Consider the following 26,630-nt stretch of genomic DNA (forward strand, 5'->3'; position numbering starts at 1 on the left):
TCCATAAGGCGGGTTAATTAGGGGTAAACTCTCATTAATTTGTTTATTATTCTCATGAAAGTAAATATTTATGCATAACCCGCATACGCCGTTGGACCGGCGATTGCTCAGGGGGTCGCGCTAATTGCCCGCTTAACGGTGCTTTTTGTGCTAGTCAGGGCTTCCGGGATGTGGTTAAATAGTGACAATAAACACTGCCGGGAAGGGTGGAAAATGAGAATGGCATTAGAATTAAAGCAGCGCGGGCGTCAGTTGTTAGTGGCCCTAGGCGCATCGGTGATCAACGCGGTGGCCTTGAACGACTTCTTGACGCCGGGAAAGATCTTTAGTGCGGGAATCAACGGGATCGCTCAGATTGCCGCTTTGGTCAGTGAGACCCTGGGCCTGCAGATCGGGACCGGGTGGTTTATCATCCTGTTCAACATCCCCATTGGCTTATTAGGCTGGTTTAAGGTGGGGCGGAGCTTTACGGTCTATTCAATCATCGTGGCGGGGACCACGGCCGTCCTGTCCATCTTGATTCCGGTGACCTCAATTGCCCATAACGCGTTACTGGCGGCCCTGTTTGGGGGCATTTTGACCGGGGTGGGGGTCGCCTACTCGTTGAAATACGGCTTTTCGACCGGGGGGATGGATATCGTCGCCGTGGTCCTCGAGAAGACTACGGGCCGGACCATCGGCACCCTGATGATGCTGATCAACCTGAGCATCATCCTGCTGGCCGGGGCCTTGTTCGGCTGGGAGAGTGCGCTGTACACCATCATTTCCATCTACGCGATGTCGCGGGTGGTCGATAGCATCCACACCCGCCACCAGAAACTGACGGCCTTTATCGTGACCACCCAGCAGGACCAGGTGATCCACGAACTGCATCAGACCCTGATTCGCGGCATCACGATCATGCCGTCGTTTGGGGCCTACCGTCACCAGGCCAGTGCCGTGTTGATGGTGGTGATCTCGCGTTACGAACTCTACGACTTAGAACACGCGGTCAAGGAGACCGACCCGGACGCGTTCGTCAACCTGGTCAGCACCGTGGACATCGAGGGGAAATTCTACAACGAGACCGAGCAACTGCGGGTCCGCCAAAGCGAGCAGCACCCCCATTAGAATTGCTCTAGGCCAACTTAATCGGTATAATAGGGAGTATTCTTAGTTAAGAAGGGAACGAAAGCTATGCCAATCGTAAACATTGATTTGATCGCGGGTCGTTCACAAGCCCAATTGAAGGCCTTGGTCGCCGACGTGACGGCTGCCGTCACCAAGAACACCGGTGCCCCCGCCGAACACGTACATGTGATTTTACGCGAAATGCAACCGAACCGTTACAGTGTTGCTGGCGTGTTAAAGAGCGACGAAAAGTAAGCCGAATCCGGTAACGGGGCGGTCAGGGCCCATGATGGCAACATCGGGAGCCCTGACCGTCCTTTTTTGGTGGGAACGTTGCGTAGGAGATTGGCGAAAAAACCGGCCGCAAGAAAAATTTATGAACCGGCACCAACGCCGGTATTATCACCATGGTAGCGGTTTTATTGAGGGTTTTTGTTGGCGTGACCGCTTCTTTTCGGTATACTAGACATAATTGTGACAGCACGGTGCCTTGTGCCCGTAGTTAATGAACGTATGAATGGAGATTCTGACGATGGATGATCAACAATACATGATGGCAATTGACGAAGGGACGACCAGTACCCGCGCGATTTTATTTGATCGAAACGGTCAGATTGCGGGCCAGGCCCAACGGGAGTTTCATCAGTACTTTCCCCAACCCGGCTGGGTCGAACATGACGCGAACGAAATTTGGAACGCGGTACAGTCCGTCATTTCCGATGCCCTGATCGATTCCGAGATCCAACCGTATAAGGTGCGCGGCATCGGGATCACGAACCAACGGGAAACCACGATTGTCTGGGACAAGAAGACCGGCGAACCCATCTATCACGCGGTGGTCTGGCAGTCCAAGCAGACCAGCGCGATTGCCGACCAGTTGAAGGCGGACGGCTACACCAACGCCATTCACGATAAGACCGGGTTGGTGATCGATTCGTATTTCTCGGCGACCAAGATCAAATGGATCTTAGATCACGTCGACGGTGCCCACGAACGGGCCAAGAACGGCGAATTACTGTTCGGGACCATCGACACCTGGATCCTCTGGAAGTTGACCGGCGGCCGAGTCCACGCTACGGATTACACCAACGCCAGCCGGACCATGCTCTTCAATATCAACACCCTGAGCTGGGACCAGGACATTTTGGACTGGTTGGACATTCCGGCTGCCATGTTGCCGGAGGTTCGGTCGTCATCGGAGATCTACGGCTATACGGCCGGCTACACCTTCTCCGGGGTTCAGGTGCCGATTGCCGGCATCGCGGGGGACCAGCAGGCGGCCTTGTTCGGGCAAACGGCCTTTGACCGTGGGATGGTCAAGAACACTTATGGGACCGGGGCGTTCATCATGATGAACACCGGGACCAAGCCCACACTCTCGCATAACGGGTTACTGACCACGATTGCTTACGGGCTCAACGGCGAGATCAACTACGCGCTGGAAGGGTCGATCTTCGTGGCCGGATCGGCGGTGCAGTGGCTGCGTGACGGGATGCGTTTCTTCGAGCATGCCAGCGAATCCGAAAAGATGGCGGTCGACGCCGAAACCACCGGCGGGGTGTACGTGGTCCCGGCCTTTACCGGGTTAGGGGCGCCGTACTGGAACCAGGAGACCCGCGGGGCGGTCTTTGGCCTGACCCGGGGGACCACGCGTGAACAGTTCGTGCGGGCCACGGTCGAAGCCATTGCCTACCAGACGCGTGACGTGGTCGACACCATGACCCAGGAAACGGGGATGACCTTAAAGTCCCTGAGCGTCGACGGTGGGGCGGCCAACAACAACTTCTTGATGCAGTTCCAGGCTGACATCTTGAAGACGCCAATCAAGCGGGCGGCCATCAACGAAACCACGGCCCTGGGGGCGGCTTATTTGGCCGGCCTGGCCGTGGACTTCTGGCCCGACCTTGACAGCATTCGCCAGATGCATAAGCTACGCGACGAGTTCACGCCGCAAATGGCCGACGACCGGCGCGAGAAATGCTACGCGGGCTGGCAAGCGGCCATCAACGCTACGCAAGCGTTCCATCAAGATTAAACTAAACGTTAAAGCGGCCATCCAGTTCCGTGCTGGGTGGCCGCTTTTTGAGGTGCGGTCGGTTAAATTTAACCGACCGTCAGAAAATGTAAAACGCTTACACTATTTAAACGGTCAAACGCGTATAATGAAAGTAAATCCTTTTAAGAAAGTGGGCGTTACCATGAAATTGCAACAGGCACCGCTGTTACGACTTTACCGTTTAAGTATTGACCCGCAAGACCGGACTGAATTTGTGCAGGCGGGGGCCCATAACTTGTTAACCTCGATTGCTCAAGAACCCGGAACTCTGGCCATGGGGGCCACCCATCAGGACGTTTTTGGGGCGACCAACTACATCTTTGAACTTTACCGCGATGACGAACACTACCAGGTTCACGCGCAGTCGCCCCAGTTTCGGCAATACCAGCAGGTGGCACAACGGGTGGTGCACGATAAAATGGTTCTGGAATTAACGCCGCAGGTCTTACGGAGTCAGGCGACGGCCTTACGCGTCAGTGGCCCCAACGGCCTGGTCGTGCGGGGATTGTTCCTAACGGCTAAGCCGGGCCAGACTGCTACGATTCGGCAACGAGTGCGTGAACGCGCCGAACGGTTGGCTTTTAGTGAACCGGACACGTTAGCGGTGTATGCGGCCACGGTGGCGACGGACGAGGCCCAGTGGGTGATCTTGGAGGTTTACCGCAACGCCCACGCCATCGTCTCGGGGGACCACGATTTAGCGCACACCTTGGCCGACGTGGTGACCCAGCAGTTTAGTCGGCATCTCGCGCCGGACGGGTTAGTCACGCAGGGGTCCTTCAGCTTTGAGTAATTAAAAATTCCCAGCAGCGGTTAGGTCCTAACCGGTGTTGGGAATTTTAATTTACATAACTTAAATTATCTTTAGCTTTCGGTCAACGGCGCACCGTTATGCACGGACAGGCTTTGGTTGGGGTAAGCGTTGTGCAACAGGGCGTTGGCTGCGGCCCGGGCAAAGGTGGTGCGGTTGATATCGAATTCGTTGGCTCGAATGTCGTGATAGTCCGGGGTATGGGTGATAAGTTGCGTTTCCGGACCGTTTTGAATCAAACCAGGACGAAAAATGGTGAAGGCTAAACCTGAGTCGCGATACCAGTCTAACTTGTGGCGTTGATCCCGGGTGTATTGGGGATACATGGTTCGCACGGCCGAAAGGTAGGGGCGCAAACCGGAGCGAAATTCACCGTAAATGCCGCCCGCGGAAATGTCGACCACGTGTTTGATTGGGGCGTGGGTTTCCCGAATGGCTCGCAAGAGCAGTTGGGTCCAGGCCCCGGTGTGCACGCCGCCGACCGAATTGTAGACGTAGGTAACGTCCGGCAAGGCCCGCAGATAGTCAGCATAGTTCGCGGCGTCACCAACGATTACTGGGAAACGATTGCGTTGATCGGCGGGTAATTTAGCGGGGTTCCGCACAAATAGTTTTAATTGAACGGTGGGATAATCATGGGTCATTAAGTTGATAAAGGCTTGAGCGGTGGGCGACGTGGCCCCCAAAACGAGTACGGTTTCCATGATAGACAAGACTCCTTAGTTGGTGGGATGTTCAGCCAGAAAGTTTTCGATAAAGGTGATCTGAGCGGCAGTCTCGACCTGGCGCTGTTTGAGGTGGGCCAGGTGGTGGGCGATGATGGCGTTTTGCTGTGGCGCCGTTTGCTGTTTACCGGCCAGGACTAGGGTCGTTAGTCGCTGAATAGCCTTCAGTGGCATGCCCGAATCGATGAACACCATGACCTGCGTTAACCAAGCCACGTTGGCGTCGGTAAACTGACGGTAACCGTTAGCGGTTCGTTTCAGGTCGGGGATAATGCCCAACTGATCATAGTATTGAAGCTGAGAAACGCTCAGGTTTAAACGGTCGGCAACTTGTTTGGTGGTGTAGGTGGTCATGGAACTGCTCCCTTCTGAACTGACAAGCAATCAGTATAAACTATCAAGTTAACTTGATAGCAAGCGATTAAACGATTTTTCATCAAAAAAACGGTTCACGCCACCAATGGGGGTGTGAACCGCGTTGTACGATTATTCGGCAATTTTGAGTTGAAGGTAGTCGGCTAAGTAGTCGGCCATACCATCGTGGGCGTTATCTAACGGCGTAACGTCGTTGGCTAAGCCCTTGATAGTGGGCGTGGCGTTTTGCATGGCGACGCCCCAACCGGCGTAGTCCAGCATGGCGGCGTCGTTATGTTCGTCCCCGAAGGCCACGATGTTTTGCCGTTGCACGTGGTAGTGGTGCGCCAGAATTTCCACCCCGGTGGCTTTTTGGACACCTTTGACGCCGAGTTCGACCACGGAATCCGGGCCGCCCCACGGTGCCGCGTCGATCTGGTCGCCAAAATTGTGTTGCAGATAGCTCAACAGGTGTTCTTGGTGGCTCCGAGCGACCGCGATGGTCAGGCTGGTCGGGTTCTGGGTCAACGATTGGTGGTTTAAAATTTGATTACTCTGAAGGACTGACGGGAAGAAGCCGATTTCGCGGGGCTGATCCTGCATGGCGAGAAACAGGTTCTTACCTTCGGCCGCCAGCATTTCGATACCGAGCTCACGTTGGTGACTGAGGAGGTCAAAGGCGATTTCTCGGTCGAACGTGTATTGATATTCTCCCGCCCAGTGGTGGTGGGGGATGTGGCCTAGGCTACCGTTGAAGTTGATCATCGGTCCGTCCAGGTGCAAGTCGTCGTAGATGTCCGCCGAAAGCCGGTTGGGTCGACCGGTCACGATGCTGACCACGTGACCCGCTTCCCGCGCGGCGCGTAAGACAGTTTTGGTTTTCGGACTGAGCTGCGCCTGTTGATTCAGCGTCGTGCCGTCCAGATCTAGGGCAATTAACTTTCGTTCCATTTTCCGCACACCTCACAAGATTAGAATGACTAAGTCTTTCTAATCTAACATAAACCCCGCGGGATTGCGACTATTTCTCCCTAGTGTGTCCCGCACGAAACGGGTATAATGGGAACGGTTGAATCCAGAAAAGTAGGATATATGTAGAATACAAATAGTTAGTTGTAACTAACAAGATGGGAGCATAACGGTGAATTTACCAGATGACTTTATAACCAAATATCAAGGGCTGTTGGGCGACGACGCACCGGCCTTTTTCGCGAGTCTGACCACGGACGAGAACACGGCCGGCTACCGGGTCAATCCGCAACGGCAGGTGCCGGCGAAATTGACCGCCGCTCCCGGTGTCCCATATGCGCAGTGGGGGTACTTTGGTGGCGTCAAGGGCCGTAGCCTGGCCCACCAGAGCGGGACCGTCTACAGTCAGGAACCCAGCGCCATGTTTGTCGGGGCCACGGCGGCGCCCCAACCCGGTGAACGGGTCTTAGATCTCTGTGCGGCGCCCGGGGGCAAGACCACTCATTTGGCCAGTTACTTGCAGGGCCGCGGGCTGTTGGTGACCAACGAGATCAACCGGAAACGGGTGCGGGTCCTCGCCGAAAACGTGGAGCGCTTTGGGGTACCGAACGCCTTGATCCTCAACGATTCACCGGACACGTTGAGTCCCGTTTTTCCCGACTTCTTCGATAAGGTCTTGGTCGACGCGCCGTGCTCGGGTGAAGGGATGTTCCGCAAGGACCCGGCGGCCATGGACTATTGGTCCCTCGACTACGTGCAGGACTGTGCGACCCGGCAACGGGAGATCCTAACGGAAGCCGTCAAGATGGTCAAACCCGGGGGGCAACTGATCTACTCCACCTGCACGTTCGCGCCGGAAGAAGACGAACAGATGATGGCCTGGTTGGTCCAGACCTTCCCCGAGTTTTCCTTAGTCCCCGTTGCCAAGAGCGGGGGTGTGGTGGATGCCCGGCCGGACTGGGCCGATGGCAATCCGGACTTAGCCAAGGCCGCCCGGTTGTTCCCACAGTTGTTGCGTGGTGAGGGGCACTTTGTGGCCAAGCTCCAACGCGCGGCGGACGCTCCGGCGGGGAAGGCCAAGGGTCACGCTCAACTGGGCCAGAAGTTGTCTAGCGACCAGCGGCAACTCTGGCAAGCCTTTGCCCAAGAAGTTCTGGGCACGGTGCCGGCCGGCGACTTGGTTACGGTCAAGGACCAGCTGTTCTTAGCCCCTAGCGACCTACCGGACCTGAAGCACGCGCACGTGTTCCGGCCGGGCCTGCACCTGGGGACCTTTAAGAAGAACCGGTTTGAACCGGCCTACGCCTTGGCGCTGGCGAGTGACCCGCAACACACGGCCCACACGCTGGCCATCGACCTCGATCAGTGGCAGCAGTGGGTCCACGGGGATGCGTTAACGCTGACTGCGGCCCCGGCCAAGGGCTGGTACCTGCTGACCTGTGACGCCCAACCCGTGGGCTTCGGCAAGGTCGTGGGCACGACCGTCAAGAATTTCTTCCCCAAGGGGTTGCGGTTTACGGTGTACCCGGAAGACTTGTTGTAACCTAGAAATCAGATATATTGCTAAAAATCCGACCAGACTGATGAGAATTCAGCGACCTGGTCGGATTTTTTCGATGGTAATGAGACGCAATTGCTGACCCTAACCCTAATAACCGTCGTCATGCGTGGTCGGCAGGGTCAAGGGCAGTTCGGCGAGCCGGTGATGATCCCAGAGGGTCACGTCCAGCTGACGGGCGGCCGCGCGCAGTTCGGCGGAGATGGGATGGGTGGTGGCGATGATGACCTGGTCTAAATAGAGGCTGGTCAACGCCCGCGCGTTTTTCTGCATCTCCGTTAAGGTCAGTTCGCCGCAGCAGTTAAACCCGAGGCGATACCCGCGCAGCTCCGCGGTAAAACTCAGTTTGCAGCGGGAATTGGGGCGAATGTTCGCGTAGCCCAGCCAGGCCAGTTGGCGGACCAGCCGTTTCTCCAGGTCGGTCCCGCGCAGAAAAATGTCGGTATGGTAGGGCTGGATGGGCTTCACCCAACGCACGTGTTTCCGCCAACGCTCAAAGCCCCAGCCAATGGCGACGACCAAAACGATTTGTAAGATGACTTGCCAATGCATGACGGCCAGGATGAAGATGAAGGCGACCACCAGGGTGCCCAGCAGACTGCCGGCTAATCCAAATAAGTATCCCATTTAATAATTTCCCCCAAAATAGTGTTGTAGATAGAAAACGACCAAGGCACCCGGAATGGGCGACCTTGGTCGTGTCAGTTTAGATTAAGTGGCGCTGTTGCCGGTAACTTTCGAGTTCCGGCGAGAACAGTAACGGTTGGCGCTGCAACTCGCGGATGGTTTTGACGCCGAGCAGCGTCATGATGGTGCGCAGGCCGGTCTGCCAGTCAAAAAGCAACTGCACCGTGGTGGCTTCGTCGGTCTTCAGCAGGCTGTGCAGGATCTGCCCGGCACTGCCGACCACCGTGGCCCCCAGCGCAAACGCCTTGGCGATGTCTAACGGGTTGCGAATTCCGCCGGTGGCGATTGTGGTCAGGTCCGGTACCCGTTGGGCCTCCAAGAGGGATTCGACGGTGGTTTGGCCCCAACCGGTTAGGTAATCAAATTCCTTGGCGGGGCGACGGAAGTTTTCGATGGTCGCAAAGTTGGTCCCGCCGCGGCCGCCGAGATCGACGTAACGTACGCCCACGCTGACCAGTTGGGCCAACGTTTCGTGCGCCATGCCGAAGCCGACTTCCTTGACGATGACCGGAACGTCTAAGGCCGCCACGGTCTCGCCGATGCTGTCGAGCCAGTGGAAGCTGCGGTCGCCCTCGGGCATCACCAGTTCTTGCGCGGTGTTAACGTGCAACTCTAAGGCGTCCGCTGCCAAGAGGTCCACGACCCGTTTGGCTTGGGCCACGGTGTGTCCGGCGCCCAGGTTGGCGAAGACCAGACCGTCGGGATTATTTTCCCGCAGGGGTGTGAAGGTCGCGATGGCGCTGTCGTCCTGTAAGGCGATGCTTTGCGACCCGCTGGCCACAGCCAACCCGGTCTGAGCGGCGATGCGGCCCAATTGGGCGTTGACCTCACCCGTGCGGGGACTGCCCCCGGTCATGGCCTCAATCAACAGGGGCATCGGTAACGTTAACGGGCCCAGCTTGGTGGTCAGATCCGTGTCCGCCACGGCCATTTCGGGGAGACTTTGGTGCACGAACCGTAGTTGGTCAAATTGACTGGTCGCTTGCGGCGTATAGAATTTCTCAGCTAAAGAGAGGTGTTCGTCCTTGCGGTGGGCGTGGCGTGACAGTACCATAGCGGTTTGCTCCTTATTCAATAACGTTGTGGACGTTTAATTTCAGCGGTTCGATGCCGCGTTGTTCCCAATCGTGTAAGAGGTGCGCGAGGTCCTTAGCGGCGTCGATGATCACGATGCCGCAATCCCCGCCGCCGGCCCCGGAAGACTTGGCCGCGCCGCCGAGTTCGACGGCCGTGTCACACATGGTCTTGAGTAACTTGGTCTCGATGGTGACGTGGCTGAGGTGAGCCAACTGGTTCAAGAGTTGCCGGTTGACGGTGATCTCGTGTTGGATGGCGGTCAAATCACCATCGTGAAAGCCTTGGATCATCCGGTGCAGGCAGTCGCGACTATCCTCCAGAAAGGCGCGGTAGTTGCGGCGTTGCGTGGCCTTGAACAGGGCGATGCGGTCGACTAAATGCGAGGTCGACGCAGGGGTGCCCGTCCAGCCGATCATGAGGCGCAGGGGGGCGGGCGGCGTCAGCAGCTCGATCTGTAACCCGGGCCAGTCGGTATTCAACAGGTCGGTCAGACTAAGTTCACGGCGCGCGGAGGCTAACCAGTCGCGGTCAAAGGCGCGGTAGGCGATCCAGCCGCCGTAGACGGAAGCCGCGATGTCGCCTAGCGAGCCGTTGCCCTGGACGTCCAAATGCGCGATGGCGGCCAGCTTGAAGAGTTGGTCTTTACTCAATTGGATGTCGTAGAACTGGCAGAGGGCCTTGACGGTGGCCACGGTCACCGCGGCCGAAGAGCCCAGCCCGTATTTTTTACCGTCGGCACTATCCAAATCACTGTTAACGTTTAAATGGTAGATGCCCAGCGGTTTGCCCAGTGATTGGGCGTATTGTTCGGTCAGGTGAATGGCCGATAAAATGTAGTGGAAGGGATTATCCCGGTTGTCAAAAACCAGTTCGCTTCCCTGGCGTTGCCAGTAGAGGGAATTCTCTTGGTATTGTTTGGAAGCGATGCGGCCGTAATCGTGGCTGGGTTCGATGGTCACCGTCACGAATTGGTTCAACGCAACGATAATGGCCGGATAGCCCGGTTCGACAACGGCGTATTCGCCGGCAATATAGAGTTTTCCGGGTGCTTGGGCGGAAATCAAAAAATCAGGTCCCTTCTGCGACACAGTGTCGCCAATAGATAGATAAGTTTGTAAATTTTAATGAAGCTGACCGGCACTACCGCCAGCTGAGTCCCGGGCCGGGATGGGCCACGATGACTTGTTCGGCGCCTAAATCTTGGCGGAATCGGGCGGTAATGGCGGGGAGGTCGGCGACCTGACAGAAAATCTTGAGGTTGGGACCGGCGTCTAACGTGTAGTAGCAGGCCACCCCGGCCGCGCGTAGGTCGCGCACCGTTTGCATGGCCTGCAGGGTCGCCCCGTTGAAGTAGCTGTAGGCGGGGTCGGCACTCAGGGTCAACGCGTGCATCCGCATGGCGTTGGTCTCTAAGATCTCGCCGACCGTGGTGAAGTCCTGGTCCAAAATCGCGGGTTTGATGGCAGCCAAGTCGTGGGCCACGACTTGTTTCCAAGCGGGGTAGTAGGGCGACGTGGCCACGCTGGTTTGCATGCCCTGCCGCGAACTGACCTTCTTGCGGTGCGCGTCTAAGACCAACGCAACCATGGCGACCGGCCAGGTGACCGATTCGACCAGGGGTTCGGCGTACGAACTGGCGTCGTCGTGACCGGCGTGCCACTCGACGAACCCGCCAAAGATCGACCGGGTGGCCGAACCGGACCCGCGCCGCGCGAGCCGGGAGAGGTCGCGGGAACTCAGGTCTAAGCCGGCCGCGCGACTGGCGGCCCCGGCCAACGCCGCAAAAGCGGAGGCCGAAGAGGCGAGGCCCGCCGCCATGGGCACGTGGTTGGTGGAACTGACCCGCGCAAATGTGGGACGGTCGGCTTGAGTGCGCACTAAGTCGAGCACGTGGCGGACTTTGCGGCTCGCGTGCTCGTCGAGGCGGACTTGGTTGACGGTGACTTGGTCGGCCGTTAAGGTCGGGTCAAAGGCCACCGTGGTGTCCGTATAAAATTGGTCAAGGGTTAAGGATAAACTGCTGGTTTGGGGCAACATCAACGTGGCGTCGGCCTTGCCCCAGTACTTGACCAGCGCAATGTTGGTGTGGGCCCGTGCGGTGACGGCTGTGGTCATCATGCTTCCTCCTTGTGGTGAAAGGTTTCGGTCCAGGTGGCCGTGGCGCCCGCCGCTAAAACGGCTTGCTGGACGCGCTTGGCCCCGGCCCTGGTGGCACACAGGGCGATGAGGCAACCGCCCATACCGCCCCCCGTTAGTTTAGCGCCTAAAGCACCGGCTTGCAACGCAACTTGGATCAAATGGTCTAGTTCGGGCGAACTGACACCTAACCCGGCTAATTGGGCCTGCGCCTGGGTCAGCGCGCCACCGAGTTCGGTGATGGCGCCGGTCGCTAAGTAATCGCGCGCGGCGTAGGTCAGTTCTCCCAACCGGTCGATCTGGCGGGTGGTAACCTGCGGAAAGACCGTTTTACGCCGGGCGACGGCCGCAACGGCTTGGCCGGTCTGGCCCTTGACGCCGCTGTCGGCGATCACCAGGTAGCCGTCGAGGTTGAAGGGAATTTGGCTGATGGCCTGGTGCGGTAACAGCCAAATCGGGGTGGCCGAGCTGGCCGTGGCCGCATCGATGCCGCTGGGATGACCGTGGGTGATCTTTTCGGCGATCGCCGCGGTGTCCAATAAGGTTTCGCGTGTTAAGGGGTGGTCAAAAAAGTCGTACATGGCCCGGGTAATGGCCACGGCGACGGCCGCCGAGGACCCCATGCCCCGTTCGGCGGGTAAATCACTACTGATGGCCATGTGAAACGGGGTGTTGTGCCCGTGGAACCGGTCCAGTAACGTGGCAATCAGCTGGACTTCGCCGGCCAGATGGTGGTTGAGTTGAGCGATGGGCCCGTCAAAGTAGCGACTGGCCATGGTTTGCCCGCTGGGAATGGCGGTCATGGTCACCCGGGTGGTGACTGAGGGGAGCGGGAGTGCAATGGCCGGCTGACCATAGACGACGCTGTGATCCCCGAGGAGAATAATTTTGGCATTACTGATACCTTTGCCCGTTCTACCCAAACTAATCGCTCGCTTTCTTCTTCGAATTAATCTACCAGAATATCATACTCTACTGATTGTTATTGCGCTAGTTTTGCCGGTCAAAATCGTAAAAAGTGTCAAAAATTAACGTTTTCTATAAGATTTCGGTGGCCGGTGGCGCGGGGCTGACCGGAAAATTTACCAGCCACGGGCTTTGGCGGCCAGATGCGTAGCGTTGGGGTGCAAAGTGGTGTATCATAGTGCCAGTTATAATCGCATTTGTGCAGAAATTGGTGAGCAGACATGGATCAAGACACGGTCTACGCGGTCGTCGATATTGAAACGACCGGTACCAGTGTGCAAGATGGCGATCGCATCATTCAAATTGGGTGCGTCTTCGTCCAGCATAATCAAATTATCAACCACTTCACGACTGACGTGAATCCGCTCCGCGAGATTCCGGCGGCCATTTCGCGTTTAACGGGGATTACCAACCACCGGGTGCGGCACGCGCCCCTCTTTGACGACGTGGCCGGCACGCTGTACAGCCTGTTGACCAACACGGTCTTCGTGGCCCACAACGTCAACTTTGATTTGCCGTTCGTCAACGCCGAATTGGCCAGAGTGGGGTATCCCGAATTGGACATCGAGGCCGTCGATACGGTGTCGTTGAGCCAGATTCTCCTGCCCACGGCGCCCAGCTTTCGGTTGCGCGACCTGAGTGGGTTCTTCAACATCGAACACGACAATCCGCATTCCGCGGACAGTGACGCCTCGGCCACCGCGGAACTCTTCATCTTCTTGTTCCGGCGGTTGCGGGCCTTACCGTTGGTGACCCTCCAGCAGATGATCGACCTGCAGGCGGACCTGCCGCGGCAAACGGCGACGTTGTTTCGGGTCGCGTTGGCGTTGAACACGCAAAAGCCGCGCAAGTTGCCGGACTATTTGTACGTGAAGAACGGTCTGGCCTTGCGCCGAGCCACCGCTGCGACGCCGACGCCGCTGACGGAAGCGGCCAAGTACCCCAAGACCAAAAAGCAAAAACAAAAGCTGATGCCGGACAACCTGGAGTGGCGTCCGGAACAGGCCAAAATGATGAATTACATCTATAATAACTACGCCAATAGCGACCAACACCCCGTCAAGCAGATGGTGGTGGAGGCGCCGACCGGGATCGGGAAGAGCCTGGGCTACGCGTTACCGATGGCCTACTTGGGGCAGACCGGTAAACCGGTCGTCATCAGCACGGCCACCACGCTCCTCCAGGAACAGTTAATGGAACAGACCCTGCCGTTATTACGCGAGATCGTGCCGTTTCCGCTTAACGCCACCATCGTGAAGGGCAGCCGGCACTACCTGGATCTCCAGCGCTTTGCGGTCACCTTGGGGTTAAACGAAAGTTCCAAGCAGACCCAGCTGTTGAAACTGCGGTTGCTGGTGTGGCTGACCATGACCACTACCGGCGACCTCGACGAACTGCACCTGGCCACCTACCGGGCACCGTATTTCCAGGAGATCGTCCACGAGGGTACCGTCACGGCGGATAACCCGTTTTATGACGACGACTTTTTGCGCCGGCGCGACCAGCAGCTGGCCCAGGCCCAAGTTGTGATCGTTAACCACGCGTACTTGAGTGAACACGCCACGGCGCTGGGTGACCAACTGGACCACCCGTACCTGGTGATCGACGAGGCCCAACACTTGCCGGCCAGCACCCTGCGGCAACGGCGGACCAAGGTCAAGTTTGCCCAGATCTTAAACGAACTGCACCACATCCAACGCGATATCAGCCGCGAAATCGGACCGAGCTTGTTAACCTTATTTGACGGGGACCAGGCCACCCAACAGACGCTCCAGCACCTCTTACGGAGTAGTCAGCAGGTCGAAAAGGCCTTGGTCGCGGTGGTCAACCACCTTTTCTTGAATTTCCTAGCGGCCAAACGTGGCAACACGCAAAACGCGCCCATCGAGGAACTGGTGGCGCCGGCCGACCTGGCCCAAAACGCCCACGACTTACAGGCGGCGTTGACCCAGATTGCTAACGGCGATACCCAACTCCTGGTGCAACTGGGCGTGATCCGGCAACATTTCGACCAGCAACGGGAACGCTTCGTGGCGTCCCAACGGTACCTGTTCGAACAACTCGACACCCGGGTCCACCTGGTCGATGAGCGCCTGCAGCGGGTGTTGGCTATCTTTAATGAAGCGACCGCCCAGGAATCCAGCAGTCTCTTCTGGGTCACCATCAATCACGTGGGCGACCGGGGCAGCCTGGAACTGGCCAGTGGTTTACTGGCGACGCAGGGCTTCTTGCGCCAACAGATCTACGCGGCCTTCCAACCGGTCCTCTTGACCGGGGCCACGCTGTTTTCGTCGGGGCGCTCGCAATACGTGCTCGACCAGTTTGACCTGGATCGCGAGGCGACCGTGACCCACCGGATGCGCAGTAGCTTCGACTACGCCAACCAGGCGCAACTACTCTTAGCCGACGCGGGCCCGAACCTGAGTCGCGTGGCGCCGGACGATTACGTGACCTACCTGACCAGCGCATTGACGCAGCTGGCCGGTGCGGTCCACAAGCAGACGTTGATCCTGTTCAACTCGTTAAACGTGATCGAACAGGTCTACGAACAACTGACCCGGCAACCGGAATTCGCCCAACGCGAGATCTTGGCCCAGGGGATCAGTGGGAGTCGCGAACGCATCACCAAGCGCTTCGTGACCGGCCACGATTCGATCCTGCTGGGGGCGGCCAGCTTCTGGGAAGGCATCGATCTGCCGGCCGACCAGCTGGAATTGCTGATTGTGACGCGGTTACCGTTCGATTCGCCCGACCGCGTCTTCGTCAAGGCCAACTACGCGCGGTTGGAAGCCGCGGGCAAGAACCCGTTCTATAACGCGGCCTTACCGGCGGCGACCCTGCGCCTGCGCCAAGGGGTGGGCCGGTTGATTCGGACGCCCAACGACCGCGGAACCGTGGTCATCTTGGACCAGCGCTTAGTCGAACGGCAATACGGGCAGAGTATCTTGCGGGCCTTACCCGCCGATCTGCCCCGGGTGACCGGCGACGTGGGGACCCTAACGCAGTCACTGATTAAATTTTTTGAAAAAACGCCGGCCACACCCGTGACCCCACCCGAAATTTGATATAATTAACGCAGATTGAACACAAGGGAGTACGATGGTAAATTGATGAGACAACAGTACCAACGGCGCCGCCGACCCCGGCATTGGGTTTTATTGGGGGTCCTGGTGGTGATTCTCGTGTTGCTTTTGAGTGGCGGTTACGCGATTCATAAGGCGACCCATCCGTTTAACCAGGCCCAGACACGGGCCGAAAAGATTGCGCGCAAGTCGGGGCATTTGACCAAGACCACGCAGTTCTACTGGACCAACCTGGATACCACCTACTACACGGTGGCGGGCACCAACAAGGCTAAACAAAACGTCTACGCCATTGTGCCGCAATCCGGCAAGGACGTCACGGTCCTCAAGCAAAGCGACGGAATGTCGCGGAACGTGGCCTTACAGAAGGTGTGGCAACGTAACCCCAAGAAGGTACTGTCGGCCGCGCTGAGTATTTTTAACGGCAAGCCGGCTTGGCAGATCAGTTACCTGAGTAAGAGTGGTAAATTATGCTACCTCACGCTACAATATAGTAATGGGAAAGTGCTTCAACAAATTTCGAACCTTTAACTCATGAGGAGGGTGTCTATGAAACAATTAGCCCAACGTGCCAGAGCCGTCCAGCCCTCGGCCACGCTCCAAGCATCCCAACGGGCCAAGGCCTTGACCGCTAGCGGCGTCGACGTCATCAACTTGGGAGTCGGCCAACCTGACTTTCAAACGCCGGTCGCTATTAAAAAGGCCGCCATTCAGGCCATCGAGGCCGACCAGGTTGACGGCTACACCGCCACCACGGGAATCGCCCCGTTACGGCAGGCGGTCGCCGATCATTTACAGGCCACGCAAAACGTGACCGTCACGGCCGACCAAGTGGTGGTCACGACCGGGGCCAAGATGGCGCTGTACGCGTTGTTCCAGGTCATGTTAGATCCGGGCGACGACGTGTTGTTACCGGCGCCTTACTGGGTCAGCTACGCCGAACAAATTCGTTTGGCGGGCGGTCACGTCCTAGAGGTGGCCCCCACGGCGACGCTCAAGGTGACCCCGGAACAGCTCGACAGCGCCGTGACGCCGGCCACCAAGGCCATCGTCTTGAATTCGCCGCAAAACCCGTCCGGGGTGGTCTACACGCCGGCTGAGTTAAAGGCGATCGGCGACTGGGCCGTGGCTCACGATTTGTGGATCGTGTCCGACGAAATTTACGGCGACCTGGTCTACGATCGGCCGGCGCCGGAACCGTCGATGTTGACGCTCAGTGACGCGATCACCGATCACACCATCGTGATCAACGGGGTCTCCAAGACCTACGCGATGACCGGTTGGCGAATCGGTTGGGTGATCGGTCCGAAGGCCGTCACGGCGGCGTTGGGTAAGGTGCTCTCTCACATGACCGGGAACCCGGCGGCGGTCAGCCAGTACGCGGCGCTAAACGCGTTGACCGGCGACCAGGCTTCCGTGGCCAAGATGAACGCCAGTTTCCAGGAACGGTTGGATACCATCTACCCGTTACTGACGGCGTTACCCGGCTTTACGTTACCGGCCAAGCCGCAGGGGGCCTTCTACCTGTTCCCCGATGTGCAAGAGGCCATGGCCATCAAGCACTGCACCACGACCAGCGAGTTCGTGACGCGGGTGTTAGAAGAGGCCCACGTGGCGGTGGTGCCGGGCGAGGCGTTTGGCTTGCCGCACCACATCCGCATGAGCTACGCGGCGGACCGCGAACAGTTGTTAACGGCCATGACGCGGTTAAAGGAATTTATGCAAAGTTAAGGTTAAAAACGGTCGAGCACTTGACGGGCTCGACCGTTTATTGTTAGGAAAGGATGACACCGATGGATGAGTTTACACGACGGTATTTACAGGCGGGGCAGACCAGCGTGGCCAATTTTCTGATCGACCACTTCCAGGAGGTGGGAATGACCACGGACCAGCTGCTGGTCTACCTGCAACTGAAGCGCTGGTTGGATCGCGGCGATTATCTGCCCGAGAGTGACGTGTTGGCCCAGAACCTGGGGTGGGACACCAAGCGCGTCTTCGAGGTGCTCCACGAGATGATTGCCCAGAAGCTGATGACCATCAACACGGTGACCAACGACCAGGGGCAAAAGGTCGACCGTTACGACTTTCAGTTGTTAGCGGAGAAGCTAAGTCACGTGCCGGACGCGGAGGCGACCCAACCGACGCCGACGGTCACCACGGACTCGACGGCGCCGACTAGCGCCACGGCGGCCCAACCGGCGGCCAATCCGGATTCGCAGCGCGCCACGGTGTTTAACCAGATTGAAACGGAGTTCGGCCAGATGTTATCGCCAATTCAGATGGACACGGTTAGTCAGTGGTTGGACGTCGACCACTACAAGCCGGAGTTGATCCAACTGGCGTTGCGTGAGGCAGTCTTAAACCAGGTGTACAACCTGAAATACATGGATCGCATCCTGCTGAACTGGGAGAAAAAGCACCTGACCACGGCGGCCCAGGTGCAACGCGAACAGGAACGCCAACACCCGCGGCGCAAGACCGGCGGGGATGGTGGTGCGGGGGATGCGACGATCCCGGACGTGCCGATTTTTAAGTTGACGGATGATTAATAGATTGTGTGTATGGCGACGGTGATGCCCCTTGGGGGTGTGGCGGTCGCTTTTTATTATGTTCAAAATATTTTCTAAATTTGTATTTTGGTAATTGGGTAATGTAAAGATTGCTTTCATGCCGATATTTATAAGAGATTTTGAGTATGATGAATTAATCATTGAACGATGATGGTTGAAAGTTCAAAATAAAAGTACAGGGGAAATATCGTAAGTCCTACATTGTCATCTAGGACCCATATACAGTGCATTACATTGGGAAAGGAGAGGAGGATAGTGGAATTTAATTCGTTAATTGCTGTCTTTATATCGCTTTTAGCGGCAATAGCGTTGGCGTTTTTGAAACCAGTTTTTAAATTGTGGAATAATTGGTTTTATCTAACTTTTAGTTCAAAATTAGAGTTGAAAATTAGAAAAAAGAAATTGGCAGAACGAAGGACATTAAAGCAATATAAGGAAGAACTTGATAAACAATCGAGTACGGAAAAAAGTTTGCAAAACAGCAAAGGAGGTACTTCAGATACTAGTGAAGACGATTTAAATAGCACCAACAGGAAAAATTAAAAGAATGGTTGAAATTTAATGTATGTAACTGAGTGTTCCATGAAATGTTCTTCACATATGTGAAGGTGATCCTGATGATGGCGGTAAATTTTTGTTCCCCACGTATGTGGGGGTGTTAGTTTGGAATTGGATGTGGGTATTGCAAATTAATAAATATGGAGGAATTCATATATTATGAAAAAGGAAAATGTACTATGGGCTAAAAAATGTGTCAAAAAAGATGGTCACCAATATTGGGAGTCGTTGCCTGTACATTTGCTGGACACGCAGAAAGTAATATTTTGGCTGTTAGATACCCAAGTCGATGATGGTCTAAAGCAATTTTTAACACAAAAGTTATCATCGAATGAGTTACAAAAACTCGTTAGTTTTTTAGGATTCGCGCATGATATTGGAAAAGCAACCCCTGCCTTTCAGTTTAAGGCTCAATCTGATTTGGAGCTGATGGCAAAATTAAGTCAGAATGGTTTTTCAGTTCCATCTGAAGAATGGTCATCGTCAAAGGAATCCCCTCATGCCAGAGCGGGGGAAGCTATCCTACTAGAAAAACATATTCCCAAATCAGTTTGCGCCATTGTTGGATCACATCATGGATTAGCCGATAGTGTGTTACCCCGCGGACAAATTGCGAAGTACAAAGCTGATTATTGGCAGCGTGACAAGAATCAAGATATTCAAAAGCCTTGGCAGGATGTGCAGCAGGCGTTGGTAGAGCGAGCAGTTACTTCTGCTGGTTATCATGATATTTCAGAAATACCTGAAGTTGATCAACCAACGGCTATTATTTTAGAGGGGTTGTTGATTACTGCCGATTGGTTAGCATCCAATGAGTCTCTCTTTCCGTTGGTTCCGGTTAAAGCCACGATAGACGATAAAGATATAGACGCTCGCTTTAAAAAGGCTTTGGAGACTCTCGAACAAGAAAAGCAGTGGCATCCCGCCTCAATAAATCTGGAAAATTTGCCATCTTTTTTCCAACAACGCTGGGGATTTGACCCCCATCCGTTTCAAAAAAAAGTTTTGGCTAGTGTTAGTCAGATGACTGATCCAGGGATGGTCATTATTGAAGATGCTATGGGGCGGGGGAAAACTGAAGCCGCGCTTTCCGCTGTTGAACTCATTGCCAATAAAACTAAACGAAATAGTGTGTTCATTGGCTTACCTACTCGGGCGACATCGGATGCCATGTTCCACCGGGTCAAGGCCTGGGCGGCCAAAGTTGGGATTCCAACTATTAAATTATTACATAGCCAAAGCAGCTTTAATGACGAATACACTAGCTTGTTAGATTGGCTCAGTGCTACCAACGTTAACGCTGATCAAGACGACCGATATGAAGAGCCAGTAATTAACGACTGGTTTAATGGTAAAAAAGCTACTTTAGCCCCCCTGGTGGTAGGGACAGTGGACTACTTGTTATCTATGGGGTTAAAGAAACGTCACCTTTTCTTACAGCACCTAGCGTTTAGCGACAAAATTGTAGTTCTCGATGAAGTCCATGCATACGATACCTACATGACGAGCTATTTAACCAAGGTACTGCGCTGGCTGGGCGCTTACCATGTTCCGGTGATCATGTTGTCGGCGACATTGCCTAAAGAGAAGCGAAACGAGTTGATGAAGGTTTATCTTGCAGGGAAGTATGGTGAGGACTATCAATTCGATCCAAGTTATCGCGTGCCACGTAATTGGCAAAATGAAGAACGTTATCCGTTATTGAGCCTGATTGACGGTCATCAGATTGAACAGGTAACGGATGATAAGCACCCTCAAGATAAGGTTGTTCAGGTTAAGCGATTGGTTCAAAACGACAAGCAACTAGTCGAGTTGATTCTTGCTAAAATTAGTCAAGGTGGGGTCGCCGGGGTTTTGCTGAACACGGTTCGGCGGACTCAAAACATAGCACAATTATTGTTATCACAGATTAAAGACCAGCACGAAAATGTTGAGGTTCTAGTTTTACATTCAGCCTTTATAGCTCCAGGTCGGTTTGAGCGCGAACAACGGCTACAAACTCTAATTGGTAAAGCTGGGGACCGACCTAAAAAGTTGGTCGTTTTGGGGACTCAAGTTTTGGAACAATCGTTAGATATCGACTTTGATGTCCTGTTCACCGATATTGCACCAATGGACTCGCTTTTACAGCGGATTGGTCGGTTACAGCGACACGACCTTAAGCGACCGTTTATGTTAAAACAACCTCAGGTATTTGTAATCGGTGGCCCAGATTCTAAGGGCTATGGTACGGCTAACGAGATGATTTATGAAAAGTATTATTTGATGCGGACGGATAATTTTCTGCCGGATAAGATCAGCCTACCTAAGGACATCTCACCGTTAGTTCAAGAAGTTTATGATTCAGATAAAAAAGTTGAGATGCCTGGAATTAAAACGGCGCTGGTTAGTCTGCAAGAGTATCAAAAGAAAGAAGACAAGCAAGCCAAAACTTTTCAAATTGATGATCCGTATTTTGATACAGGACTAACGCTTCATGGGTGGCTTGATCGCTGGAAACCTGATGCTGACCAAAAAGCTAAGGCGGCCGTACGTGATATTCAAGAAACCGTCGAAGTCATATTACTTCGCAAGCGAGGAAATAATATCTGCCTATTAGATAAACGGGCGTCGAATATTGACGATATGGCGGATAAGACGATTGCACGGCAGGTCATTCGTTTACCGGTGGCGTTAACTTTTAATAATGGAAAGATTGAACAAGTGATTAGTCAATTGACGGCTGATACTAAAAAAATCTTTCCAGACCTGCGACAACGGCTATGGTTGAAGGACAGTCTGGTGTTGTTGCTAAATGAAGACAATACGCGGTCGCTCGAAGGATATCGTTTGGCTTATTCGCAAACTTTCGGTTTAAGTTATGTAAAGGAGGATGATGATGAAACAGACGTTTAATTTAACAACGGCACCGTGGATTCGCGTCTTTAACTCGCGAACTAACCGTGAAGAAGAGGTTTCCTTAATCACGTTGTTTGAACATGCGGCGGATTATCGACAACTAGCCGGGGAGATGCGGGCCCAGGATTTAGCAATTTTACGTTTACTGTTGGCGATTTTAACAACAGTTTATTCCCGAGTTGATGTGACGAGTCAGTCTTATCCTTGGCTCAGGTCAACAACAGAAGTTAAACATCGTTGGTCTAGTCGGGAACAGAATAAGTATTTACTAAAGACTTGGCAGCACCTTTATCAAGATGGGCACTTTTCGGAAGCAGTTACGACTTACTTACACCATTGGGCGGATCGATTTGATTTTTTGGGCGAGCATCCGTTTTATCAGGTGACGTTAGCCGACTATAACGCGTTAGTGATAGATAAAAACCGTATTACGGAAAAGAAACGGGGCGGTCAAGTTGCCATTAGACAGCTTAATCGCCGAATTTCAGAAAGTGGTAATTCGAAGGCCGTTTTTTCGCCCAAGGCAGAAACGGCTAAGAACGAGGCGGCTTTGGATGAATTAGTTCGCTGGCTAATTATGTATCAAAATTATACTGGCGTAACGGATAAAAGTGTTGTTAAGTCAGCGCAGAAGTTCGCTAAATCGACGGGATGGTTGTACGAACTAAATCCAGTGATTGCTAAGGGAGATTCTTTGTTTGAGACGTTGATGCTCAATCTAGTTCTAACCAATTACGGCAAAGCTGCCAAGCAATGTCCCGTTTGGGAATATGATACGGTGCAAGCGTATATAGCTGACCGACAAGCCCAGCAGGTTCCAGATAACCTAGCAGAATTATATACAACCTGGTCTCGAATCTTGTATATCGAGTGGGATGAAGCCAATCACCCTACGATTTTTAGTGCGGGAATTCCGATTTTTAGTAAAAATGAGGTATTTCTTGAGCCCATGACCACTTGGCATATCGCCAAAAGTGGTAATTTGGCTGGAAAACTTGTGCCGAGTAGGAAGGCGTTAGGGTTTTTAGACAAAGCAATGTGGCGTAATTTCGGTCAATACGTCAGTCTCAACCAAGAGGATACGGTGCACGAACCGCGACTGGTGACCTGGTTGCGGCAACTACAGGCCCAAGAGGTTATTCCCTGGGAGAAGCACATAAACTTAATGTCGATTAATTTAGTGCCAGATGATAATAAATCTTCGCAGTTGCCGTCCGCAGAAGTAGTAGAGAACATGCAAATTCGAGCAGATGTGTTGTTTGATGATCCGGCTCAATCAAACTATTGGCCAGCACAAATTGAACAAGCCATTGGTTATGCCCACCAGGTGGGAACTGATTATTATCGTTTTGCGGTTGATATCTGTCATATTCGCAATTTAAAGGCTAAGGTATTTGCGCCTAAATTAACGAATCATTTCTATGATCAGCTGAATGAGCCGTTTAACAAATGGTTGGCGGGTCTTACAAATGATGATGAACGTAGTGTTAAAGTCAATGCTTGGAAACAAAAACTACAAAAAATTGCCCTTAAATCGGCCAATGAATTAATGCAATCAAGTACCCCTAGGGATATGCGCGGGCTTATGGTTGATCGAAATGGGAAAAAACAAGCTTTAAACATCTTTACGGCAATGGGCTGGTTGAAATACAACGTGCAGACTAGCCTTTATTCATCAACGAAAAGGAAAGGATGATTAGTAATGCCAAAAACGGTAAGAACCATTACCCAGGGACTAATCAGGATACTATACAACGAAGGTAACTTAAATCGGGCTGTATTAGCTAATTTACGAGGGTCGACTAAAATAACTGATACTCGTGCTCAAGCTATCTGGCCGTTGATGTTATCTCGTCTAGAGGACAATATGCTGAGTTATACGGGACAACCGACGAAGCAGGAAATAGCCATCTATTCGGCGTTGCACTTCTATGCCCTTTGTCAGCAAGGTAACGACTATTTGGTTTATAGCCCAGCGCCTAAAAAAGGGTCAGATTCAGATCAATCAAAAGAAGGAATGCCCTTGTTCAAGGCGCTCGCAGCGTTACGAGCTAATGAAGATAATCGAGATGGTCTTGATCGACGCGTTGAAAACCTGTTAGCATTAACCGAAATTTCCGGAACAGTGAACGGTTTATCCCATTTAATCGGAATTTTAAAGGCTAGAAGCGAATCAGAGTTGAAAGTTGATTTTGGTCAGATTGCCCAAGATCTTTATGATGCTCAGCGGAACTATCAGCGGTTTGCGCAAATTCGGTTACTTTGGGGACAGCAGTATTTTTGGGGAAATTACTTGGAAAGTCAATCAGAAGGGAAAGAAAACTAATGACGAATAATTTGTATATTGATATCAACGTTCTACAAACACTACCACCTTCGAATATTAATCGGGATGATATTGGGTCACCTAAAAAGGCCCAATATGGTGGCGTGACTCGCGCACGAGTTTCTTCTCAAAGCTGGAAGCGAGCGGTTCGTAAGGCTTTTAAAGCAGAAAAGCTGGAGGTGGCGACGCGAACTAAAGAAGTCGCAAAGCTATTGGCAGAGCAATTAAAAATGGTACAGGCCGAATTAAGCCAAGAAGATGCAATGAAGCAGGCATTACAAATTTTAAAGACAGTCGGTATCAAGATGGATAAGAAGGATAAGCAGAAAACTGCAACACTATTGATGGTCAGCCCTGGTCAACTCAATAAGATTGTCCAATACATTACCCAACACGGTTTAGAAGATAAAGAGACCGAAAAAGAAATTAAGAACATTCTGAAAGGGAATCAGTCCCTAGATTTGGCATTATTTGGTCGAATGGTAGCGGATGATCCAAGTTTAAACGTTGAGGGGTCAACGCAAGTGGCACACGCTATCTCGACGCACGCAATTGAACCGGAATTTGATTACTTTACGGCACTAGATGATGAACATTTGGATGATGCAGGCGCTGCCATGATTGGCAGTACGGAGTTTAATTCGTCTACATTGTATCGGTATGCCAATGTTAATATGCGGGAGTTGGCGCAAAATTTAGGTGCTGAAGATGCAATTAAGGGAGCCGTGACTTTTATTAAAGATTTTCTTTTAGCCATGCCTTCTGGGAAACAAAATAGTTTTGCCAACCGTACCCGTCCTAACTATGTCATGGTTACGTTACGAGCAGATACGCCCCTTAGTTTAGTTTCTGCGTTTGAGGAGCCAGTTGAATCCGATAATGGTTACGTTGAGGCGTCCATTAAAGCCTTAGAAGAAGAGTATCAGGCCACCCTCAAAATGGGGATGATGCAACCTGTTGGAAACTACATTTTGAGTACTCGTCATTCGGAGCTAACTGCTAAAAAAGGGAACCAGGTTATGACTGATTTACCACAGCTACTTGATCAGGTTACCCAGGCATTGACGGGGGCGATTAAGGATGAAGACACTAACGCTTAAATTAACGGGTCCCTTGCAATCGTATGGGAATGAAGCCGATTTTCTCCTACGAACTACCGGGGGATACCCATCAAAAAGTGCCGTAATTGGATTGATTGCTGCCGCTCTGGGTTATCAGCGAACGGACACGCGAATTGTGGCGTTGAATGATTTAAAATTTGCGGTGCGAGTCGACCAACCAGGATCGATTATGACGGAATTTCAGACAGTTGAGGTTCAGGAAACTTACAGTCAAAAAAAGGCAAAGCGAAAAGTGACTCATCGTGATAATCTGCAGGATGCTTTATTTATGGTAGCGCTGGGGAGTTCTGATGACGAGTTGCTAAATCGAATCAAATTTGCGTTACATCATCCTAAGTTTCAACTTTTCTTGGGACGGCGCGCAAACGTTATTGCGGGATACCTGGAGGTCAATGAGTATCCTAATGAAGATCCGGTAACTGTCCTTATGAATTTGGATTGGCAAGCAGCCGCGTGGTATAAAAAGCGACAACGATGGCAACACGCTGATGATAAAAAATTCACTGTCACATTGGCCGCCGATGCGGATTTATTACCACATCAATCGGGTCAAGATTTCTTGGTGAAGGACCATGTACGATCGTTTTCGCAAATGGATCGGCGACATGCCTACCGGGCAGTGGTTGAAAAAAGTATCGAGTTAGATACTGTGGCTCAGCAAAAAGAAAATTAATTTTTAAGAAAGGAGTCGCTATGTACTTATCCAGAGTTGTAATCAATCGTTATAGTCCAGAGAATTTTAAAACGCTGACCCACTTGGGTGCCTATCATGATTGGGTGGAGCGCAGCTTTCCAGCTGAATTTCAGGCGGGAATTCGTCCACGGCACCTATGGCGAATTGATTCATTAGCCAATAAGCAATACCTAGTCGTTTTAAGTGAGACGGCACCGGATTTACATGCGTTAGAAGCCTATGGTGTACCGGAAACGGCGGTGTCAAAGTCATATGATCACTTTTTGGACCAACTACAGGTGGGACAAGTTTTACGGTTTAAATTAACGGCTAATCCTACTCACCGGGTACCCCAAGCGGGACACAAAACGGGGAAAGTTTACCCGCACGTAACGGCAGCCCAACAACGGCAATGGTTAATCAAGCGAGCAGAAAGTGCTGGGTTTCAGCTATTGAAATTGCCAGCGGACGATTACTTTGAGGAGCCAGACTACGATTTTAAAATCATCAATCGTGATTGGCCAATTCTCTTCCGTAAGCCGGGACATGGACATCGCGTGAAACTCAGCCGCGTAACGTTTGAGGGCATGCTAAAGATTAATGATTTAGATGCATTCAAACACACCTTAACGCAGGGAATTGGGCGTGAAAAAGCCTTTGGCATGGGACTCATGACGGTAGTTCCTCAGAGATAGTGGTCATTTGATAGAATTCGTTTCTCTAAAGAGTGGCCAATAAAGTATTTAGAAAAAGTGTGGGGCTCAAAGTAGTAGTCTGCAATCCATCCTAGTTAATGCCTAGACAATCTTAGCGTTACTAGAAGGCAGCAATTTCTGAATTTAGAAATTGCGGTTTAACGAGGAGAAATTAGTGTGTTCCCCATATATGTGGGGGTGATTCTAAAAATACTAAGCTTAGAGGCATAGAAGTTACCCGACGGGGTGCTCCTATG

General features: G+C 52.9%; 23 protein-coding genes and 1 pseudogene. 16 read left to right on the top strand and 8 right to left on the bottom strand.

Going from position 1 to position 26,630, the window contains the following annotated elements:
* The first annotated feature begins 219 nt into the window (after positions 1 to 219).
* The 4 genes and pseudogenes from FD38_RS00860 to FD38_RS00875 all read left to right on the top strand — a co-directional run bounded on the left by FD38_RS00860 (position 220) and on the right by FD38_RS00875 (position 3,959).
* Positions 220 to 1,110 carry a YitT family protein gene (locus FD38_RS00860; RefSeq protein ID WP_057730295.1) on the top strand — a complete coding sequence of 297 codons (891 nt, stop codon included), beginning with the start codon at positions 220 to 222 and terminating at the stop codon, positions 1,108 to 1,110.
* Between the two features lie 54 nt (positions 1,111 to 1,164).
* Positions 1,165 to 1,365: pseudogene (locus FD38_RS00865) on the top strand (2-hydroxymuconate tautomerase); the annotation flags it as partial.
* Between the two features lie 277 nt (positions 1,366 to 1,642).
* Positions 1,643 to 3,145, top strand: coding sequence for a glycerol kinase GlpK (gene glpK, locus FD38_RS00870; RefSeq protein ID WP_057730298.1), 1,503 nt, complete (start codon positions 1,643 to 1,645; stop codon positions 3,143 to 3,145).
* A gap of 163 nt (positions 3,146 to 3,308) precedes the next feature.
* Positions 3,309 to 3,959 carry an antibiotic biosynthesis monooxygenase gene (locus FD38_RS00875; protein ID WP_057730300.1) on the top strand — a complete coding sequence of 217 codons (651 nt, stop codon included), beginning with the start codon at positions 3,309 to 3,311 and terminating at the stop codon, positions 3,957 to 3,959.
* A gap of 71 nt (positions 3,960 to 4,030) precedes the next feature.
* Here the strand turns inward: FD38_RS00875 and FD38_RS00880 are convergent, their stop codons facing one another.
* From FD38_RS00880 to FD38_RS00890, 3 genes are all read right to left on the bottom strand, one after another.
* The gene (locus FD38_RS00880; RefSeq protein ID WP_057730301.1) at positions 4,031 to 4,681 is read right to left on the bottom strand and encodes an NAD(P)H-binding protein; all 651 of its coding nucleotides are present in this window, start codon (positions 4,679 to 4,681) and stop codon (positions 4,031 to 4,033) included.
* Between the two features lie 15 nt (positions 4,682 to 4,696).
* Positions 4,697 to 5,056, bottom strand: a complete 360-nt coding sequence (locus FD38_RS00885; RefSeq protein ID WP_057730303.1) for a MerR family transcriptional regulator — start codon at positions 5,054 to 5,056, stop codon at positions 4,697 to 4,699.
* Positions 5,057 to 5,188: 132 nt separating this feature from the next.
* The gene (locus FD38_RS00890) at positions 5,189 to 6,007 is read right to left on the bottom strand and encodes a Cof-type HAD-IIB family hydrolase (protein ID WP_057730305.1); all 819 of its coding nucleotides are present in this window, start codon (positions 6,005 to 6,007) and stop codon (positions 5,189 to 5,191) included.
* A gap of 190 nt (positions 6,008 to 6,197) precedes the next feature.
* Between FD38_RS00890 and FD38_RS00895 the strand changes: the two genes are divergently transcribed.
* A complete protein-coding gene (locus FD38_RS00895; protein WP_057730306.1) occupies positions 6,198 to 7,568 on the top strand; it encodes an RsmF rRNA methyltransferase first C-terminal domain-containing protein in 1,371 nt (456 codons plus the stop codon).
* A gap of 105 nt (positions 7,569 to 7,673) precedes the next feature.
* On the opposite strand, the gene FD38_RS00900 is transcribed toward FD38_RS00895, so the two are convergent.
* The 5 genes from FD38_RS00900 to mvk form a co-directional block, all read right to left on the bottom strand.
* On the bottom strand, positions 7,674 to 8,210 hold the full coding sequence (locus tag FD38_RS00900) for a hypothetical protein (RefSeq protein WP_057730308.1): 537 nt from the start codon (positions 8,208 to 8,210) through the stop codon (positions 7,674 to 7,676).
* 79 nt (positions 8,211 to 8,289) lie between these two features.
* Positions 8,290 to 9,324 (bottom strand): type 2 isopentenyl-diphosphate Delta-isomerase, encoded by a 1,035-nt coding sequence (gene fni, locus FD38_RS00905; protein WP_057730309.1) that lies wholly within the window; start codon positions 9,322 to 9,324, stop codon positions 8,290 to 8,292.
* Between the two features lie 13 nt (positions 9,325 to 9,337).
* Positions 9,338 to 10,411: a phosphomevalonate kinase gene (locus tag FD38_RS00910; protein WP_057730311.1), complete on the bottom strand. Its 1,074-nt coding sequence runs from the start codon at positions 10,409 to 10,411 to the stop codon at positions 9,338 to 9,340.
* 76 nt (positions 10,412 to 10,487) lie between these two features.
* Entirely contained in the window at positions 10,488 to 11,462 is a 975-nt protein-coding gene (gene mvaD, locus FD38_RS00915; protein ID WP_057730312.1) for a diphosphomevalonate decarboxylase, read from the bottom strand.
* Positions 11,462 to 12,406 (bottom strand): mevalonate kinase, encoded by a 945-nt coding sequence (gene mvk, locus FD38_RS00920; RefSeq protein ID WP_057730314.1) that lies wholly within the window; start codon positions 12,404 to 12,406, stop codon positions 11,462 to 11,464. Before mvk ends, mvaD begins: the two co-directional genes overlap by 1 nt.
* Positions 12,407 to 12,670: 264 nt before the next feature.
* Here mvk and FD38_RS00925 point away from each other — a divergent pair, with 264 nt between their 5' ends.
* From FD38_RS00925 to cas6e, 11 genes are all read left to right on the top strand, one after another.
* Complete coding sequence (locus FD38_RS00925; protein ID WP_057730315.1) at positions 12,671 to 15,514, top strand: helicase C-terminal domain-containing protein; 2,844 nt, start codon at positions 12,671 to 12,673, stop codon at positions 15,512 to 15,514.
* 45 nt (positions 15,515 to 15,559) lie between these two features.
* Entirely contained in the window at positions 15,560 to 16,063 is a 504-nt protein-coding gene (locus tag FD38_RS00930) for a cell wall elongation regulator TseB-like domain-containing protein (RefSeq protein ID WP_057730317.1), read from the top strand.
* A gap of 18 nt (positions 16,064 to 16,081) precedes the next feature.
* Positions 16,082 to 17,263, top strand: coding sequence for a pyridoxal phosphate-dependent aminotransferase (locus FD38_RS00935; RefSeq protein WP_057730319.1), 1,182 nt, complete (start codon positions 16,082 to 16,084; stop codon positions 17,261 to 17,263).
* A gap of 62 nt (positions 17,264 to 17,325) precedes the next feature.
* A complete protein-coding gene (locus FD38_RS00940) occupies positions 17,326 to 18,081 on the top strand; it encodes a DnaD domain-containing protein (protein ID WP_057730320.1) in 756 nt (251 codons plus the stop codon).
* Between the two features lie 276 nt (positions 18,082 to 18,357).
* Positions 18,358 to 18,645 (top strand): hypothetical protein, encoded by a 288-nt coding sequence (locus FD38_RS00945; RefSeq protein WP_057730322.1) that lies wholly within the window; start codon positions 18,358 to 18,360, stop codon positions 18,643 to 18,645.
* Positions 18,646 to 18,819: 174 nt separating this feature from the next.
* Positions 18,820 to 21,555 carry a CRISPR-associated helicase/endonuclease Cas3 gene (locus FD38_RS00950; protein ID WP_057730323.1) on the top strand — a complete coding sequence of 912 codons (2,736 nt, stop codon included), beginning with the start codon at positions 18,820 to 18,822 and terminating at the stop codon, positions 21,553 to 21,555.
* Positions 21,539 to 23,254, top strand: a complete 1,716-nt coding sequence (locus FD38_RS00955; RefSeq protein ID WP_225430813.1) for a type I-E CRISPR-associated protein Cse1/CasA — start codon at positions 21,539 to 21,541, stop codon at positions 23,252 to 23,254. The genes FD38_RS00950 and FD38_RS00955 overlap by 17 nt, the downstream gene beginning before the upstream one ends.
* Before the next feature lie 6 nt (positions 23,255 to 23,260).
* Positions 23,261 to 23,884, top strand: a complete 624-nt coding sequence (gene casB / locus FD38_RS00960; protein ID WP_057730326.1) for a type I-E CRISPR-associated protein Cse2/CasB — start codon at positions 23,261 to 23,263, stop codon at positions 23,882 to 23,884.
* Positions 23,884 to 24,984: a type I-E CRISPR-associated protein Cas7/Cse4/CasC gene (cas7e, locus tag FD38_RS00965; RefSeq protein WP_057730328.1), complete on the top strand. Its 1,101-nt coding sequence runs from the start codon at positions 23,884 to 23,886 to the stop codon at positions 24,982 to 24,984. Before casB ends, cas7e begins: the two co-directional genes overlap by 1 nt.
* A complete protein-coding gene (gene cas5e / locus FD38_RS00970) occupies positions 24,965 to 25,678 on the top strand; it encodes a type I-E CRISPR-associated protein Cas5/CasD (RefSeq protein WP_057730330.1) in 714 nt (237 codons plus the stop codon). Before cas7e ends, cas5e begins: the two co-directional genes overlap by 20 nt.
* Positions 25,679 to 25,698: 20 nt before the next feature.
* Positions 25,699 to 26,373 carry a type I-E CRISPR-associated protein Cas6/Cse3/CasE gene (cas6e, locus tag FD38_RS00975; RefSeq protein ID WP_057730332.1) on the top strand — a complete coding sequence of 225 codons (675 nt, stop codon included), beginning with the start codon at positions 25,699 to 25,701 and terminating at the stop codon, positions 26,371 to 26,373.
* Positions 26,374 to 26,630: the final 257 nt, after the last annotated feature.

The sequence above is a fragment of the Levilactobacillus zymae DSM 19395 genome (assembly GCF_001434115.1).
Taxonomy (GTDB): Bacteria; Bacillota; Bacilli; order Lactobacillales; family Lactobacillaceae; genus Levilactobacillus; species Levilactobacillus zymae.

Excerpts from the sequence above, each read along its gene's own strand:
- FD38_RS00860 (WP_057730295.1), top strand. The coding sequence starts at position 220 with ATGGCATTAGAATTAAAGCAGCGCGGGCGTCAGTTGTTAGTGGCCCTA.
- glpK (WP_057730298.1), top strand. The coding sequence starts at position 1,643 with ATGGATGATCAACAATACATGATGGCAATTGACGAAGGGACGACCAGT.
- FD38_RS00875 (WP_057730300.1), top strand. The coding sequence starts at position 3,309 with ATGAAATTGCAACAGGCACCGCTGTTACGACTTTACCGTTTAAGTATT.
- FD38_RS00880 (WP_057730301.1), bottom strand. The coding sequence starts at position 4,681 with ATGGAAACCGTACTCGTTTTGGGGGCCACGTCGCCCACCGCTCAAGCC.
- FD38_RS00885 (WP_057730303.1), bottom strand. The coding sequence starts at position 5,056 with ATGACCACCTACACCACCAAACAAGTTGCCGACCGTTTAAACCTGAGC.
- FD38_RS00890 (WP_057730305.1), bottom strand. The coding sequence starts at position 6,007 with ATGGAACGAAAGTTAATTGCCCTAGATCTGGACGGCACGACGCTGAAT.
- FD38_RS00900 (WP_057730308.1), bottom strand. The coding sequence starts at position 8,210 with ATGGGATACTTATTTGGATTAGCCGGCAGTCTGCTGGGCACCCTGGTG.
- fni (WP_057730309.1), bottom strand. The coding sequence starts at position 9,324 with ATGGTACTGTCACGCCACGCCCACCGCAAGGACGAACACCTCTCTTTA.
- mvaD (WP_057730312.1), bottom strand. The coding sequence starts at position 11,462 with ATGACCACAGCCGTCACCGCACGGGCCCACACCAACATTGCGCTGGTC.
- FD38_RS00925 (WP_057730315.1), top strand. The coding sequence starts at position 12,671 with ATGGATCAAGACACGGTCTACGCGGTCGTCGATATTGAAACGACCGGT.
- FD38_RS00930 (WP_057730317.1), top strand. The coding sequence starts at position 15,560 with ATGAGACAACAGTACCAACGGCGCCGCCGACCCCGGCATTGGGTTTTA.
- FD38_RS00935 (WP_057730319.1), top strand. The coding sequence starts at position 16,082 with ATGAAACAATTAGCCCAACGTGCCAGAGCCGTCCAGCCCTCGGCCACG.
- FD38_RS00940 (WP_057730320.1), top strand. The coding sequence starts at position 17,326 with ATGGATGAGTTTACACGACGGTATTTACAGGCGGGGCAGACCAGCGTG.
- FD38_RS00950 (WP_057730323.1), top strand. The coding sequence starts at position 18,820 with ATGAAAAAGGAAAATGTACTATGGGCTAAAAAATGTGTCAAAAAAGAT.
- FD38_RS00955 (WP_225430813.1), top strand. The coding sequence starts at position 21,539 with ATGAAACAGACGTTTAATTTAACAACGGCACCGTGGATTCGCGTCTTT.
- casB (WP_057730326.1), top strand. The coding sequence starts at position 23,261 with ATGCCAAAAACGGTAAGAACCATTACCCAGGGACTAATCAGGATACTA.
- cas7e (WP_057730328.1), top strand. The coding sequence starts at position 23,884 with ATGACGAATAATTTGTATATTGATATCAACGTTCTACAAACACTACCA.
- cas5e (WP_057730330.1), top strand. The coding sequence starts at position 24,965 with ATGAAGACACTAACGCTTAAATTAACGGGTCCCTTGCAATCGTATGGG.
- cas6e (WP_057730332.1), top strand. The coding sequence starts at position 25,699 with ATGTACTTATCCAGAGTTGTAATCAATCGTTATAGTCCAGAGAATTTT.